The sequence below is a fragment of the Arthrobacter psychrochitiniphilus genome (assembly GCF_003185915.1).
Taxonomy (GTDB): Bacteria; Actinomycetota; Actinomycetes; order Actinomycetales; family Micrococcaceae; genus Specibacter; species Specibacter psychrochitiniphilus.
This window is the reverse complement of record NZ_QHLZ01000006.1, coordinates 15,489-30,888: the sequence shown is the minus strand read 5'-3', so window position 1 is coordinate 30,888 and position 15,400 is coordinate 15,489. Positions and strand designations below refer to the sequence as shown.

At 61.3% G+C, this 15,400-nt stretch carries 11 protein-coding genes; 4 read left to right on the top strand and 7 right to left on the bottom strand.

What is annotated here, in order from left to right; translation table 11 throughout:
• Window positions 1-21 precede the first annotated feature (21 nt).
• Genes CVS29_RS10465 through CVS29_RS10445 form a run of 5 tightly spaced genes read right to left on the bottom strand, consistent with a single transcriptional unit; the run spans window position 22 to window position 6,856 of the window.
• On the bottom strand, window positions 22-1,626 hold the full coding sequence (locus CVS29_RS10465) for a dipeptide ABC transporter ATP-binding protein (protein WP_110106281.1): 1,605 nt from the start codon (window positions 1,624-1,626) through the stop codon (window positions 22-24).
• Window positions 1,623-2,483 (bottom strand): ABC transporter permease, encoded by an 861-nt coding sequence (locus tag CVS29_RS10460; protein ID WP_110106280.1) that lies wholly within the window; start codon window positions 2,481-2,483, stop codon window positions 1,623-1,625. Before CVS29_RS10460 ends, CVS29_RS10465 begins: the two co-directional genes overlap by 4 nt.
• Complete coding sequence (locus tag CVS29_RS10455) at window positions 2,480-3,499, bottom strand: ABC transporter permease (RefSeq protein WP_110106279.1); 1,020 nt, start codon at window positions 3,497-3,499, stop codon at window positions 2,480-2,482. Before CVS29_RS10455 ends, CVS29_RS10460 begins: the two co-directional genes overlap by 4 nt.
• Before the next feature lie 2 nt (window positions 3,500-3,501).
• Window positions 3,502-5,151, bottom strand: a complete 1,650-nt coding sequence (locus CVS29_RS10450; RefSeq protein WP_110106278.1) for an ABC transporter substrate-binding protein — start codon at window positions 5,149-5,151, stop codon at window positions 3,502-3,504.
• Window positions 5,152-5,188: 37 nt separating this feature from the next.
• Window positions 5,189-6,856 (bottom strand): amidohydrolase, encoded by a 1,668-nt coding sequence (locus tag CVS29_RS10445; RefSeq protein ID WP_110106277.1) that lies wholly within the window; start codon window positions 6,854-6,856, stop codon window positions 5,189-5,191.
• Between the two features lie 171 nt (window positions 6,857-7,027).
• Here CVS29_RS10445 and CVS29_RS10440 point away from each other — a divergent pair, with 171 nt between their 5' ends.
• The 4 genes from CVS29_RS10440 (at window position 7,028) to CVS29_RS10430 (ending at window position 11,596) form a co-directional block, all read left to right on the top strand.
• Window positions 7,028-7,720, top strand: coding sequence for a TetR/AcrR family transcriptional regulator (locus CVS29_RS10440; protein WP_110106276.1), 693 nt, complete (start codon window positions 7,028-7,030; stop codon window positions 7,718-7,720).
• A gap of 61 nt (window positions 7,721-7,781) precedes the next feature.
• Window positions 7,782-9,260 carry a gamma-aminobutyraldehyde dehydrogenase gene (locus tag CVS29_RS10435; protein ID WP_110106275.1) on the top strand — a complete coding sequence of 493 codons (1,479 nt, stop codon included), beginning with the start codon at window positions 7,782-7,784 and terminating at the stop codon, window positions 9,258-9,260.
• 610 nt (window positions 9,261-9,870) lie between these two features.
• Window positions 9,871-10,032, top strand: a complete 162-nt coding sequence (locus CVS29_RS18470; RefSeq protein WP_170120955.1) for a hypothetical protein — start codon at window positions 9,871-9,873, stop codon at window positions 10,030-10,032.
• Between the two features lie 100 nt (window positions 10,033-10,132).
• Window positions 10,133-11,596 carry an MGDG synthase family glycosyltransferase gene (locus CVS29_RS10430; RefSeq protein WP_110106494.1) on the top strand — a complete coding sequence of 488 codons (1,464 nt, stop codon included), beginning with the start codon at window positions 10,133-10,135 and terminating at the stop codon, window positions 11,594-11,596.
• 22 nt (window positions 11,597-11,618) lie between these two features.
• On the opposite strand, the gene CVS29_RS10425 is transcribed toward CVS29_RS10430, so the two are convergent.
• Window positions 11,619-13,814, bottom strand: coding sequence for a beta-glucosidase family protein (locus tag CVS29_RS10425; RefSeq protein ID WP_257032513.1), 2,196 nt, complete (start codon window positions 13,812-13,814; stop codon window positions 11,619-11,621).
• Window positions 13,815-14,386: 572 nt separating this feature from the next.
• On the bottom strand, window positions 14,387-15,373 hold the full coding sequence (locus CVS29_RS10420) for an ornithine cyclodeaminase family protein (RefSeq protein ID WP_110106493.1): 987 nt from the start codon (window positions 15,371-15,373) through the stop codon (window positions 14,387-14,389).
• Window positions 15,374-15,400 lie beyond the last annotated feature (27 nt).

Below are 15,400 nucleotides of genomic sequence, written 5' to 3'. Positions count from 1 at the left end.
GGACAGCCTTGAGTAACGAATTTAGACTGGCTGGTCCTGCCAGAGAAGTTGGGGACGGGAGTTGATGAGTGTCCGGGTGTACTCGCTGGCAGGGGCGCCCAGGATCTGCGCGGTTGAACCTTGTTCAACGATCACCCCGTCCCGCAACACCAACAGTTCCGAGCAAAGCCGTGAGACCACGGCAAGGTCATGGGTGACGAAGAGGATTGTCAGACCCAATTGATCCCTGAGTTCTTCCACAAGTTCCAGCACCTGGGCCTGGACCGAAACGTCCAGGGCGCTGGTGGCTTCATCCAGGACCAGCAGCTTGGGCCTGGCAGCCAGTGCCTTGGCGATGGCAACACGCTGGCGCTGACCACCTGAGAGCGCACGGGGCTTGGATTCGAACCGTTCCGGACCAATGCCCACCCGGTCAAGGAGTTCCCTGGCGCTTTGTAAGGCCGCACTGCGAGTCTGCCCTTGATGGAGCCGGAAGACATCGGCCACGGCCTTGCCCACGGGAATCCGGGGATCAAGGGAGAGGTACGGATCCTGGAAAACGATCTGTACGTCCTTGGCCAAAAGCTTGCGCTCACCGGCCTTCAGAGCACGGTGAGCCCGGGGCCGGCCGCTAACTTCCAGCTCCCCGGCGTCGGGCGTTTCAAGGGCAACGATCATACGAGCCAGGGTGGATTTCCCCGAACCCGACTCACCCACAACACCCAGCGAACCGCCCTTGGCCAGCGTAAAACTTGCATTGTTCAGCGCGTTGAGGATCTCCCCTCCGGGCAGCGTGTAGCGCCGGCACAGTCCCTCAACCCGCAATAGCGGGCTCTGATCGTCTTGGACAGGAACGGCAGGAACCTTGTCAATGTCGATGCTTGGCGTTGCCGCGATGAGCTGGCGCGTGTAGTCCGCCTGCGGGCTGGTGAAAACCTGGCGCGACCCGCCGTGCTCAACAACCTCGCCCTTGCGCAATACGTAGACCCTGTCACACAGCGAGCCTGCGAGGTTCAGGTCATGGGTAATAAAGAGCATGCCCATGCCGCGGGCCTGCTGCTGTTCGCGCAGCAGCGTGACAATCCCAGCCTGAGTGGTGACATCAAGGGCTGTTGTTGGCTCATCGCACAGCAACAACTCGGGCGAGTCAAGCAGCGCCGCCGCAATCATGACCCTTTGGAGCATGCCGCCGGAGAGCTGATGCGGGTACTGGCGCATCATTTCCTTGGCGCGGCGCAGGCCCACCTGCTCCAGCTGGGCCACGGCCTGGGCCTCGGCCTCTTGCCGGCTAAGTCCGCGCCAGCGCACCAGCGTCTCTGTGACAAAATCGCCTACGGTCCGCACCGGGTTGATGCCGGCGCGCGGGTCCTGGAAGATCATCGAGGCGCGGTTGCGGCGCAGCTCCAGCAGCTTGGTTCCGGAGGCTGTGGTGGTGTCAAGTCCGCTAACCTTCACCGAACCGCTCAGGCGTGAGGTCTCGGGGAAGAGGCCCAACGCCGCCCGTGTGGTCAGTGACTTTCCTGAACCAGACTCACCCACCAAGGCCACGGCCTCGCCGTCGTCCACGTGCAGGCTCACATCACTGAGCAGGTTCCCGCGGCCGGGAAAGGCCATGGAGAACTGTTCAATTTCAAGGAGTTTACTCATGAGAGGTTTCCGCCAATCCGATCGGAAAGTTCCTCACCGATCACGTTGATTGAGACAACAATAAGGACCACCACCAGTGCCGGCAGCAGGGCGGGCATGAGACTTCCGCTAAGCAAAGCCCCGCGGGCCTCCTCGATCATGGCTCCCCAGTCAGAAGTTGGTGGTTGAATGCCAAGGCCAATGAAGGACAGTGCGGCAAGATCGGCCAGGACGTAACCAAAATTCAGGGTGGATTGGGCGCCCACAGTGGGGACCAGGTTTGGCAGCACGCGGCCAAGCACCACCCAGGAGGTCCTGAAACCAAGCACGCGGTAGGCCTGGACGTAGGGCCGGGAGCGCTCGGATATGACAAGCTGCTGGGTCAAGCGGGCAACGTAGGGAATGTAGCTGATGGTCATGGCGATGATTGGCGCCACGAGTCCCTTGCCGAACAGTGCAATCGCCAGCATGGAGAGTAGGAGTGCGGGGAAGGCAAAGACGAGGTCGAAGATGCGGCTCAGCAGTGCGCTGATCCAGCCATCGCTCCACCCCGCAGCCAGGCCCAGCAGCAGACCAAAGATAGTAGATGCCACAACCACAATCAGCGGACCCACTAGCGAGGTGCGTCCGCCAAACATGAGCCGGCTCAGTAGGTCACGGCCCATGGCGTCAGTGCCAAGCCAGTGGGCCAGGCTGGGGCCGCTCAGAACATTCTCAAGGTCCACATAGTTCGGATCGTACGGTGCAATGAAGGGGGCTAGGACTGAGAGGAGGACAACGGTGAGCGCCACCACCACTGCTGCCCAGCCAACCGTTGAGAACATGCTTCCATAGCGGCGTTTTGATAGGCCGGGAAGAAGCGTTGCTGTGAGAGTCATCGGGACTCCGTTCCTGCTGCGATTCGAGGGTCAAGGAGGGGCTGGATCAGATCAACGATGGTGTTGGCCACAACGAAGGCGGTGACGACGATCATGACGATTGCCTGCACCACGGAGAAGTCGAGGCGGTCGATTGACTGCACCAGCAGCCCGCCAATTCCGGCTAGGCCGAAGGTTTGCTCCACGATGGCGCTTGAGACCAGAAGTCCGGCAATCAGAACGCCGCTCACGGTCAAGATGGGGGCCATGGCGTTGCGGAGTACGTGCCTGAAAACTACTGCGCTGGGTTTCAGACCGCGGCTGGTGGCCACCTCAACGTGTTCACGGGTCAGCTGCTCATTCATGGAGGACCGGGTAACCCTGGCCATGAAGGCAATGTAGGTGACGCCAAGGGCCAGTGACGGCAGGGTTAGATGCCAGAGCCTGTCCAATCCGCCGCTTCCACTGCCAAAGGAGGGGAACCAGCCGAGCTGGACGGAGAACAGTGCCGTCAGGGCAATCGCTGCAACGAAGGGCGGAATGGCGCCAGCGGCCGTGACTGAGATCAGGATGAAACGGTCCCAGCCACCCTTGTTCAAGCTGGCCAAGATTCCGGCCGCTAATCCAAGGACGGTGATGAAGACTGCGGCCAGTGCTACGAGTTCAAGTGTCACGGGAAGCCGGGCCAGCAGCACCTCGCTGACATCCTGGCGGTAGGCAAGGGAGCGGCCCCAATCTCCGTGGAGAATTCCGCCCATCCAGGAAAGGTATTGCTCTACGGGCGGCTTGTCCAGACCATATTGCTTGGTGATAGCAGCCAGTGCCGCGGGGTTGGGGCTGCGGCCACGCAAGAGGAACCGTGCGGGGTCCCCCGGGAGGATGAATCGCGAGAAGAAGACGATCAGCGAGGCGAAGAACAAGGTGATGAGCAGGGTTGCCACCTTGCGAATCACAAAGATCACCGGCGATGCCTTCAGCTTCTTCTTTGTGCCACGCGTTGACGGGGCCGGAGCCGCCACTATGTCAGTTACAGCCATGGTTACCGGCCTCCGATCGTTGCTGCCCACGGGAAGTACATGTAGTTGATTGACGGGGCCACACCGGTAATGCGCTTGCCCAGCCACAAGGAGGTGACTGTTTCATAGAGCGGGGACCACACCACCTCATCGCTGGCGATCTTGGCGGCCTGCGCCGTCAGTTGGGCTTTGGCATCGGGATCCTTGGTTCCGATTGCCTCGTTGACCAGGTCATCGAACTCGGTGTTTGACCAGCCCCCATAATTGCTGAAGTCCCCTGTGCGTAGCACCGTGTACATTTCAAGCGGTTCGGCACTTGAGAGGTACCAGGACGTCTCAAAGATATCGATCCCCTTGCGGGCTTCCGGGTCCGAGAACAACGTGGTGTATTTGTCATTGGACATGGTCAGAATTTCGGGCTCCAGGCCAATTTCCTTGGCGGCCGAGGCGACGGCCCGGGAGGCGATGTCAAAGGCGGCCGTGATGGACGCCGTCGCGTAGACGAACTTCTTCCCTGTTGCGCCGGCTTCCTTAACGAGGCGTTTGGCTTCTTCGAGGTCGTAGTCAAGAGTTTGTAGCTCGCCGAAGGCTGCATCGACGGTAGCGGGTTTGGCCCCGATCCAGACGTTTTTGGTTGTCAGCCCATTAGTCACGCTCCCGTAGCCCTGTTCTGCGGCCCGCAGCAACGCCTCTCGGTTGATCGCCATCATGAGGGCCTTGCGGACGCGGACGTCTGCGAAGACCCCCTCAAGATTGGAGGTGACAAGGCTTTGCACCGAAGTGTCGGTACCGAAGTACATGTTCCCTGCGTCAGTATTTGCCTTCAGAATGTCAATGGCATTTGAGGGAACCTGCCAGCTCCCGTCGATCTCACCGGTCTGTAGTGCATTGGTGCGTGCGGTGGCATCGGGAAGGATTTGGAAGGACATCTCCTTCGCCTTGGCCTTGGCCTCCGGATCCCAATAGTTATCAAAGCGCTTCAGACTGATGCTTTCACCCGGTGCCCAGTTATCAAACATGAAGGGGCCCGTGCAGTTCACACCGGTTGAAGAATTACCGTAATCGGTACCTGCCTCGGCGAGGGTCTTGGCCGATTCGATGACGCCCGGCGCACCCACAAGGGCTGAGTTCAGGCCATAGTCCGGGGTTGTTGTGGTGATGGTGACCTCATAGTCGCCGGTCTTTTCAATGGAAGCTACACGATCAAAAGAGGAAGCCCAGAACGAGCCAACTTCTTCGCTCTGGTGGCGTTGGAGCGAGGCCACAACGTCGTCGGCGCTCATGAGTGAGCCATCATGGAAGTGCACGCCCTGACGGATGGTGTACACCCAGGTCAGGTCATCAAGTTGTTCAAACTTCGTGGCCAGTCCTGGAGATGTGGTGAGGTCCGCGTTCCAGCTAAAGAGGGACTCACACATGTTCGAGAGCACCAGGTTATCCGAATAATCGAAAGCATAGGCGTAGTCCAGTGAGAACGGCTCTGCGTAGAGCGCCCAGCTGAAACTATCGATTTCCTTGCTGGGATTGGGTGTTGTGGCGCTGAGCTCGAACTTAGGGGCGCCGTCGTCGTTGCCAATCGCGGCGGGTCCGCAGCCGGTGAGCATGAGGGCAACAGCCGAACAGCCGGCCACTCCAGGGCCAATCCGTCTCAGCCAGGTGCTAAATCGGGTCATGGGTTTCCTCCACAAATAGTGACTTGCGCTGGGGAAGTCACTGGCTCACGCCCCGGGCAAAGACAAGCTCGCCGGCAATCCAGGTTTGGTCCACTTGGACCGTGTGCAAATCCTGCGAGGGGATGTCAAAGAGGTTTTTATCAAGAATTGCCAGGTCGGCGAGGGCCCCGGGACGGATGGTGCCGGTGGCCGCATCGAGGTGATTGACCCATGCAGTGCCCTGAGTGTAGGCATCGAGGATCGCTTTAAGCGTGAGCTTGTGCTGCTTCGGTCCCAACGCGGGCAGCGAGCCACCCGGTTCCACCCTGTTCACCGCCACGTGAATGGCCAGAATCGGGTTGGGAGAAGAGACCGCCCAGTCACTGCCGGCGGCCAGATGGGCACCTGCGGCAGCAAGTTCACCGAAGGGATAGTGGCGCTGGACGGCGCCGTCCTCCATGAACGGTAAGGTCAGTTCGTCAAGCTGTTCTTCGTGGCACGCCCAGAGTGCTTGGATGTTGGCTGTTGCGCCGATGGCTGCGAAACGCGGCGCGTCCTCACTGCGCACCACCTGAAGGTGCGCCAGGTGGTGCCGGTTGCCGCTGGGACCATTGACGGTCAGGGCATGCTCGACGGCGTCAAGGGCGTCTGTGACTGCGCGGTCCCCCAAGGCATGAAAATGGACTTGCATGCCGTTGGCGTCCAGATCTGTGACGAACTGGCGCATCTGGCCGGGTTCAAAGAATTCAATCCCGTGGTTGTCAGTAGCGTGTCCGTGATTGTCACGGTAGGGGGCGTGCATAGCTGCGGTGAAGTTCTCGGCTACGCCGTCAACCATGACCTTTACCGTTCCCGCCGAAAGCCGCAGCGGGTCGCAGGAGGCCGCGATTTGATCGCGCCGTGCCAGGATTCCCTCGATCTGCTCAGGGCCAGCGACCCGGTCCCACCACTGGGCTGCGCGGACGCGAACCTTCAGTTCGTTAGCCTCAAGCGCCTGGCGGTAGACCGCCAGGGTGTCACCGAAACCTTCCTCGGAGGCACCCACCCAGGCGTCTTGCCAGGCGGTAATTCCGTAGGAAACCATGAGCTCTTGGGCCCACAGCAACCCCTCACGGGCCTGACCGGGCGCAATGCCCGGGTGCAGATGGTCAAAGAGCCCCATGGCGCCTTCATGAACGGTTCCGGCAGGATAGCCATCGGCCTCACGCTCAAGACGGCCGCTGGCGGGGTCATGGGTTGAGGCGTCAATACCGGCCACTTCAAAGGCCTTGGTGTTGGCCCAGGCTCCGTGATGGTCGCGGTTCTGAATCAAGACGGGGCGGTCCGAGACCACGGCGTCAAGCATCTGGCGTGTGGGCGTTCCGCCCGGAAACAGGTCCATGGCCCAGCCTGCGCCAATGATCCAGGGCTCATCGGGGTGGCTCTGTGCATAGTCACGAACAGCGGCAACTGCTTCATCTGCGGTGGTTGCCTCATTGAGGTCGCACTGCAGGTGTTCAACGCCCGCCATGATGGGATGCACGTGCGCATCTTGAAAGCCCGGAATAAGGAGACGTCCACGCAGGTCAACATGGTGTGTATCCCTGGTTACAAAGGCTGAAAGCTCATCAATGCTGCCAATGGCCAGCACGCGGCCTTCCCCGATGGCCACCGCTGCAGGACGGGGGCCCTGCTCCAAACCTGTGTAGACCAAGCCATTGCCAAAAATCGTTGACGCGACTGTCATCGTGTACCCCTCGATAGAACGTTGTGTTGCACGTCACGTTATGCGGCAAAATTGAGAATGTCAATGACGTTGACAATGGCATTGACATTAGCGTTGACTGTGGTCAGCGATTCTCATGTAGCGTGGAATCAAAGAAGCAAATCAATCAATTTTTGGAAGAGACGGTGCTACATGGCTATCCCCAGCCCCGTTCTAGCGGATGAACTCCCCCCCGAACGGCGTGTGCGGCTCGATGCAGACACCATCATCGACGCCGTACTGGAACTTGCCCGCGACGAACCACAGTCGCGATTTACTTTCAAGAGCCTCGGCGAGGCTCTTGGTGCCAACCCAACCGCCATGTACCGCCACTTCCGCAATCGTGACGCAATCCTGCAGGCAGCGCTGGACAGATTGTTCACCATGGCGCTTGAGGAAGCCACGACGGCTCAGGCTCCTAAAGAATGGCGCCCTCGGCTTGAGTGCTACCTCAATGCCGTAGTCGATGTCTTCATCAAATACCCGTCCATTGGCTGCGACTCCTTCGCTACGGACACCTTTGGCCAGGGCGAGCTGCACGCCATCGAATTTGTCCTTTTGTGCCTCAAGGATGCCGGCCTGTCCGGTGAGCGCATAGTGCATTATTACGGCGCCCTGGAAAGCTTCACCCTGGGCCATGGCTCAGGACTGGCCCAAGAAGTACTGGCGAAACCAAACTCCAATGGCCACGAGCCCTGGTTGGAGGCAATTGCCGTGGCCTCAGTCACCGGTTTCCCGCTGATCCAGGAACATCGCCAGCGCCTTCTTGACCTCGACGGCATAAGCGTTTTCCAGGCAGGCCTGGGCGCCATTCTCGATTCGGTGGAGCGCGACGGTACCCGCTAGACCACGGGGCGCGGCAGGACGCCGCGCCACGGCCTTACCCCACCCATCCCAAGGGAGCATGATGTACCAGTTCATCAACGGCAGCATCCGGCAGGGCTCATCGGCCCAGACGCACGACGTCGTCAATCCGGCCACGGGCGCCATCGTCGCTACCGTGGACCTCGCCAACGAGGACGACGTCGACAGTGCCGTGGCCGCCGCCCGCGCCGCGTTCCCCGCGTGGGCGCGCACGCCACCTGGCGAGCGCTCGGCCATCCTGCACCGCTTTGCTGCAATCCTGAGCGAACGCGCGGAGGAATTCGCCCAGATCGAGAGCAGCCAAACAGGCAAGCCGCTGCGGCTGACACGGAATTTTGACGTGCCGGGCACCATCGACAATGTGGAGTTCTTCGCCGGCGCCGCCCGCCATCTTGAAGGCAAGGCCACGGGCGAATATTCGCCCGAGCACACCTCAAGCATTCGCCGTGAGGCCATCGGTGTTATCGGCTCCATCACGCCGTGGAACTACCCACTGCAGATGGCCGGATGGAAAATCCTGCCAGCCATTGCTGCGGGCAACACGATTGTGCTCAAGCCGGCCGAGATCACTCCCCTGACCTCGGTGATGTTCGCCCAGGCGCTCCATGATGCGGGGCTGCCGCCCGGCGTCGTCAATGTCTTGGTGGGCACTGGCACTGAGGTGGGTGCGGCACTTATGGCACACGGGGACGTGGACATGGTCTCCTTTACCGGATCCACGGCGGTGGGCCGCACTGTCATGGAGGCCGCGGCTGCAACCACGAAGCGGGTTCACCTTGAGCTAGGCGGCAAGGCGCCGTTCGTGGTGTTTGAGGATGCCGATGTTGACGCGGCAGTCCATGGCGCCGTTGCAGGAAGCCTGATCAATTCAGGTCAGGATTGCACCGCCGCAACCCGCGCGATTGTGCACCGCTCCGTCTACCAGGAGTTCACCGACAAGCTGGCTGAGCGTTTCAGGGACATCAGGCTGGGCATGCAGGAGGACGACGGCGCGGACATCGGTTCGCTGGTTTCCTTCAAGCACCGCGACCACGTGGCCGGGATGGTCGAGCGGGCCCGAGGCTATGCGAAGGTCATTGCCGGCGGGGACATCCCCACCGACGGAGCTCTCGCTCAGGGCGCTTTCTACCCGGCGACTCTCGTTATCGATGCGGCACCCGAGAGCGAGATCGTCAAGGACGAAGTTTTTGGGCCCGTGCTGGTTGTCCTGCCGTTCGACGACGACGACGAGGCCATCCGCCTTGCCAATGACACCGTCTACGGGCTGGCCGCATCGGCCTGGACAAGCGATCTGCAGAAGGCACTGCGCGCCACCCGCGAAATCCATGCCGGTTGTGTGTGGGTCAATGACCACATCCCCATCATCTCCGAGATGCCCCATGGCGGCTTCAAGCAATCGGGCTTCGGCAAGGACATGAGCGCGTACTCCCTCGAGGAATACACACAGGTCAAGCACGTCATGTTCGAACTGACCGGCGCCGCCGAGAAGGACTGGCACCGCACCATCTTCGCGCTGCGCTAAGGCAGGTGTCCTCACGGGGGTGTCTTCTCATGGGAGGTGCCTTCTCATGGGGTGCTCCAGATGAAAACTGCCTGCAGGACTGCTGCTGCGCGGTAGCCGAGTGCAAGTTTGTCCTAACTTTGTCCTAACGGGCGGCCAGTCCGCGCCGTGGGAGCGGCCAATCGCGTGATCAACAGGCTCAGTCAGCAGATTTCTGAGATTCTGCAGTTTCCATTGTGGGGCAGGCCACGTAGGCGCCGGTCAGCAAAGCCGTCAGTGCCGTATCCAGATCCCGTTCAGGCTTTGGCGGCGGTGGCGCGTCCCTCGCGGACTTGCCCGCCTTCTGGGGCCTGAACGGCGTACTCATAGCCCACTGGGCATCAGAAAAACGATGTAACGCGATTTCACCCAAAAATTATCTCAACCCCCTGATCACACCATGAGGAGATACGTCTCAACTCCCAACCATAAGCAGCACGGTTACTTGATGGGAATGTTCCTTGCCCGTCCCGAATCCAGTATAAGAAACTCCATGGCCTTCAGCCGGTCGTTGAGTTCGGCCGCGCCCAGTCGAGGTCTTCGGCCCTGTGAACGCTCACGTCTGTGCCCTTGGGAAGGCATTCCCGGAGCAGTGGAGTACTTACCCAAGGGCATCGAGCTCAACAATCGCCCGCACTATCTGGACTCCATCACCGGCGAGCTCACCGCCCGCCCCCGGGCAGTCTTGGGATTCCTCACACCAAGGGAAGTATTCACCAAGCTACTCAACGAGGATGTTGCTAAGACGGCTTGACACCGCCAACCGTGGAGTTTGCCTTATTTGCAATACTCTAAATAGAGGCTGTTTTGGTTTTCGATGAGCAGTTGGGGGAATGAACATGAAAAATGTCTTCATGCGTGGGCCATCAGCGCGGAGCTCAAGCAGCGGCAGTGGGGAGCGCGTCATGATCCTCACTGCAGGAGTGGGATCGGGGCACAACAGCGCCGCGGCGGCGGTCCAACAGGCGTGCGCCGCGCGCACGGACATCGTCGAGGTGTTGGTGCTGGATGTGCTGCAGGTCAGTAGCGCACTCTACCGCGACGTGCTCGGGAAGGGTTACTTCGTCTTGGTCAGGGAGTTGCCGTGGCTGGTCGAGTGGGGCTATGACGCCAGTGATCCGCCGTTCGGACGCCGCGGTCCAATCGACCCCTGGACTCGGGTGAATGCGGTTCCGGTCATCCGTGCGATCAAACGATTCCGACCCACCGCTATCGTGTGCACGCACTTCTTGCCAGCCCAGCTGATGGCATCACTTCTTCTTCGCGGCGTGATCGAGGCTAGAACTGCTGTGGTCACCACCGACTACGACTTCCAGGGCCTGTGGCTTACGAGCGCATTCCACATGCTCTTCGTGGCCAGGGAGGAGGGGCACGTGGAGCTGACGGCGCTCGGTCTGCCTCCTGACCGCGTCGCGGCCACGGGGATCCCGATCGCGGCTATGCCGGATGTTGCCCCCGTGCGCGATGTCAGTGAGCCCCCGATGCTGTTGATCTCGGCAGGTGCGAAAGGAGGTGACTATGCCGTCGCGGTGGTGCGGCAGATGCTGCATATGCGCTCCCCCTTCACGGCCACAATTGTGTGTGGTTACAACGACGCGCTGAGGCAGCGCATCGAGGCGCTCGTAGCCTCCGCCGGTGACCGCTACCGTGTCCTCGGCTTCACAACGGAAATGCCGGCGCTGCTGCGCCGCGCAGACCTTTTCGTGGGAAAACCGGGCGGGTTGACGGCATCGGAGTGCATGGCTGCAGGGCTGCCCATGGTGCTGGTCAACCCCATCCCGGGGCAGGAGGTCCGCAACGGTGATTATCTGATGGAACAGGGGGCGGCTGTTCGCTGCAACAATACTGCCACCATCGGCTGGAAGATCGACGAGTTGCTGCGCGAGCCGGGCCGGTTGCAACGAATGCAAGCGGCAGCGCAGGGAATCGGCCGCCCTGACGCGGCGGCTGACGTACTGCACGGTTTGCTCGACGGGCCGTTCCGTCCTCTGGTGGTCACCCGTGCGGCGCAAAAAACGATCCTTACATCTAGCGGGGATCACTTCGTCGCGACTGACCTCACGGGTCCATCCTCGCTGGTCCGGCTGGTCGAGCAGGCCACAGGCAGTACGGTGGCGCTGCTGCGATCGGAGGAACTGGGCGATCTGCAGAAGCGGTATGCGGCTCCGGACGGGGGGCTGTTACTGCGGCGTGACGTTGCACCGCTCTCACTTCGGTGGGAAGCGCGGCGGTTGCTCCGCGCCATGCTCAAAGGCGACGACGTGCTCCCCGTCCGCGTTGAGGCACTGTCGGCACACCCTCGCACCTTCCCCGGGTGACCGGGCGCGACCCGTACCGACCTCAGGTCGGCTGACCGTCCACGACGCCGATTTTCTCGATCAAGGCCCCAGGGAACCGTAATCGGCGCGCGTGTTCCCAGCTGTTGGGGCTGTGCTGGGCAGCAAGCAAACCCCAGTCGCCGGCGCGGGGAGCCCAGCGCTGTGTCGCCGGATCGCGCTGCAGAGTGGGTCCCGCATCCAATGTGACCCGGACGGTCGACTCCGCCCCTGGCTGCAGCGTGACCTTCTGGAAGCCCAGCAGCTGCGCTACCGGCTTGGGGAGGGAGGTGTCCGCGGCGTAGACCTGCACGACGGTCGATCCCTCGCGATCACCGGTATTCGTCACGAGAACGTCAGCGCTGCCTCCCGTGTCGTCGAACTTGTGGTCGAGGAGCCGGTGCTCGATTGTCGTGTAGCCCAGGCCGAACCCGAACGGGAATGCTGGCGCGTGCCCATCACCGTCGAGCATGCGTTGACCCCACTTGTCGTCGTAGATGACGGACTTCGCAGCGCTGTCGAACGGCGGGAGATGTGCGGCGTCCGTCGGCAGCACAAACGGCAGCCGTCCACCGGGCTCCGCGGCGCCGGTGAGCACGCTCGCTAGCGCATGGCCGCCCTCCATCCCTCCGTACCAGGCGAGGAGGAGCGCCGGCACGCGGTCTCGCCATTTCTCCGTCAGGATCGCGCTGCCTCCGATCAGCACGACGACGGTCCGTGAATTTACTGCTGCGACTGCGCGAATAAGGCGCACATCGGAGGGGCGCAGATCGAGCGAGTCGCGGTCGCCGCCACGGACGAACCGTGACGCAAAGTGTGCCAGGGCAATGAGCGGCCCTTGGAGTCGACCCGAGCCAAATGCCCGGCCGAGCACGCCCACGTCCACACCAGCGGTGACGACCGACTCGCCCTCATCGTGCTGGTCCAGGCCGACGACGACGATGACCGTTTCCGCTGCGGCCGCCGCAGCGACTGCGGCACGTACGTTTTTGCCGGAGGTGCTCGTGATCCGTACTTGGGGAAGCGCGTCCCTTAGCCCCTGCAGCGGCGAGACCGTGGAGGGGGGCCGAACGCGTGAGGAACCGTGATCACCTAGGTTCGCCTGCCCCGCGAGGCGCCCGATCACCGCGAGGTGCCCGGTCGTGGGGGCCAATGGTAGCAACGGCGCAGTGCCGGTGATCTCGTTCTTCAGCAATACGATCGACTCTGCGGCTACCTGGTAGGCCAGCTTCCGATGCGCCGGCGAGGCAATGAGGGCCGGGCTCGGCACCGCCTCCTCGCGCGTCGCGGCATGCAGCACGCTGGTGCGCAGGATCCGGCGCGCTGAGCGCAGCACGGTCGTACGGGCCACCTCACCCCGGTGGAGCGCGGCCGGCAGATCGCGGGCTCGCACCAACCGCAGCGGCATCTCCACGTCCATCCCCGCCTGAAGGCTCAGGACCGCATCATGGGTACCGAACACCCAGTCGCTCGTCACGAACCCCGAGAAGCCCCACTCGTCCCGCAACACATCGGTGAGCAGTGGACGATTGACGTCCATATACTCGCCCCGCACCCTGTTGTAAGCACTCATCACGGAATCGACGCCCGCATCTACAACGGCCTTGAAGTGCGGCAGGTACACCTCGTGGAGGGCGTGCTCGCCGACCGAGACATCGACCTCGAAGCGCTCGTTCTCCACCGAGTTAAGCGCGAAGTGCTTCACACACGCCATCACGTTCACACGTACGCCTCGGGTCAGGGCCGACCCCATCCGGCCGGTGAGCACCGGATCCTCCCCGTAACACTCCTGCGCCCGGCCCCACGCGGGGTGGCGAAGCAGGTTGACACACACGGAGGCGGAGTAGTTGGCGCCCCGTGCCCTGGTCTCCAACCCGATAGCGTGACCTACCCGCTCCTCCAGAGACGGGTCCCACGTCGCGGCGCGCGCCATCGTCACAGGGAAGGCAGTGGAGGTGCCAATCACAACGCCGCGGGGGCCGTCGCTAAACCGGATTCCCGGGATGCCGAGCCGCGGGACCGCCCCGGCCACGAAAGGCCGCCGATCCAGCAGCACCGGGATGAGCGGCAGCAGCTGCTTGGGAGAGTCGCCGTCAAGCAGTCCAAGGAGCTCCCGATCAGTCATCCTGTCGATCAGCTGATCCGCAGCCTCATCCGCATCGAGCTCACCAGCCCGGACTGCGCTGACCGCCTTGCCATATGGGCTTACCTCAGACGTCAACACTTTCCTCGACCCGGATCGTGTACCCGCACTCCACCGCCTCACTGCTCCAGCACTCGCGCAACCCGACCCGCTCCAACCATCTCCATGCCCTAAATTATGCACCCTCTTGGCCTCAATCCGGTGCCCAGCAACCGGGGTGAGGCCACACCACGCGATCATTCTGATCCTATGGCCCGGAATCCGCCAACGCTTTCGCCGCTTGATTCCGCTGGCCGTGTCGATAGCCCGATAACAGTGAATACGACACGGCGGTGTCAAGCCGTCTTAGCAACAAGCCCCGGATCAGCGGAACTCAACTCATCCAACGAGCCTGAAACAGCAAAATCCTTGGTAAACACAAGAGGCTAGTGGCTTGCCGAACGATTACATCCCTCTCAGAATCCTCAACGCCTCACCCCGTTCCTAGGACCGGGTTTTTCTTTTTTTACTTGGTAGTCCTTGGCATCATCCAGGGGGAATTCGGCAATGATTTCCCCGGTTTCATGGTGAATGACGACACAGGCGCCGGTGATCACCAGGCCTACCCTGCCATGTTAATAGGTACGGCCAATGCCGAGGTGGAGGAGAAGTTAACTGCTAAGGTCCACTTCGAGGCCCACGGATTGCTGGAGCGCACGGTCATAGAGAATTCTTCCGATGGCGAGGTCTAGCATTCCGATTCCCACGGAGTTGAACAAGGTGATGTCATCTGAATCTGTACGCCCTGGCGTTTTCCCTGTGATGACGTCCCCAAGTTCGCCTTGGACCTGCTCCGCTGTCATGACCTTTTCGTTGATCGGAATCAGCAGGTCTCCGGACTTTGTGAGCGCTGTTGACAAGCTATCCACAAATACCCGGGAACGGATCATTCCTTCAGAATCTATTTCACGCTCGTCAGGCCGGGGCCTTGCACCTACAGCGTTGACATGCAGACCAGACTGAAACCATTTGCCAAAAACGAGCGGTTCAGAAGCCGGTGTGAGTGTGCACAGAATGTCCGCGGACTCCACAACAAATTGGGCAGACGGAGCAATAACCACGTTAAGCTCCAAATGTGCGATCTGACGCTGGAATGCTTCGATGGTTGAAGCTTTCCGGGACCAAACCACCACCGTCCGTATTGAAAGAACAGCAAGCATTGCCTCAACATGCGCCACAGCCAAAGCTCCAGCACCAACAAGCCCGAGAACGGAACTCTCAGCTCTCGCGAGGGCTTTGCTGGCCACAGCGCTGGCCGCTGCCGTGCGGACACGTGTGGGGATACGTCCGTCCAAGATAGCTAGAGTCTCCCCTGTAGTTTGGGAAACCAACAAAAGGGTTGAACGCTGTGTTGGCAAGCTGCGCTCCACGTTTCCGGGGATATCGGAAAGTAACTTCACTGAAGCTAGGCCGCTAGGGCCCGAAACCGCCGCCATCGGAAGGAACCGTGAGTCAGAAGCAGGCAGGTGAAGCGATCCCGGGGCTGGCTGGTGGGCTAACCCATCGGAAATCTCTGCGAATGCTCGTTCCACAGCCTCGATGGTGCGCGGCATATCAACTAAGGAATCGAGTTCGGAAGCTGTCAAAATTAGTGTCATCTCAGGGTCCTTGATGTCTACGGAGGA

What these genes read in the sequence shown, in the direction of transcription:
- CVS29_RS10435 (WP_110106275.1), top strand. Translation starts at nt 7,782, where the DNA reads ATGTACCAGTTCATCAACGGCAGCATCCGGCAGGGCTCATCGGCCCAG.
- CVS29_RS10460 (WP_110106280.1), bottom strand. Translation starts at nt 2,483, where the DNA reads ATGACTCTCACAGCAACGCTTCTTCCCGGCCTATCAAAACGCCGCTAT.
- CVS29_RS10445 (WP_110106277.1), bottom strand. Translation starts at nt 6,856, where the DNA reads ATGACAGTCGCGTCAACGATTTTTGGCAATGGCTTGGTCTACACAGGT.
- CVS29_RS10430 (WP_110106494.1), top strand. Translation starts at nt 10,133, where the DNA reads ATGCGTGGGCCATCAGCGCGGAGCTCAAGCAGCGGCAGTGGGGAGCGC.
- CVS29_RS10420 (WP_110106493.1), bottom strand. Translation starts at nt 15,373, where the DNA reads ATGACACTAATTTTGACAGCTTCCGAACTCGATTCCTTAGTTGATATG.
- CVS29_RS10465 (WP_110106281.1), bottom strand. Translation starts at nt 1,626, where the DNA reads ATGAGTAAACTCCTTGAAATTGAACAGTTCTCCATGGCCTTTCCCGGC.
- CVS29_RS10455 (WP_110106279.1), bottom strand. Translation starts at nt 3,499, where the DNA reads ATGGCTGTAACTGACATAGTGGCGGCTCCGGCCCCGTCAACGCGTGGC.
- CVS29_RS10450 (WP_110106278.1), bottom strand. Translation starts at nt 5,151, where the DNA reads ATGACCCGATTTAGCACCTGGCTGAGACGGATTGGCCCTGGAGTGGCC.
- CVS29_RS10440 (WP_110106276.1), top strand. Translation starts at nt 7,028, where the DNA reads ATGGCTATCCCCAGCCCCGTTCTAGCGGATGAACTCCCCCCCGAACGG.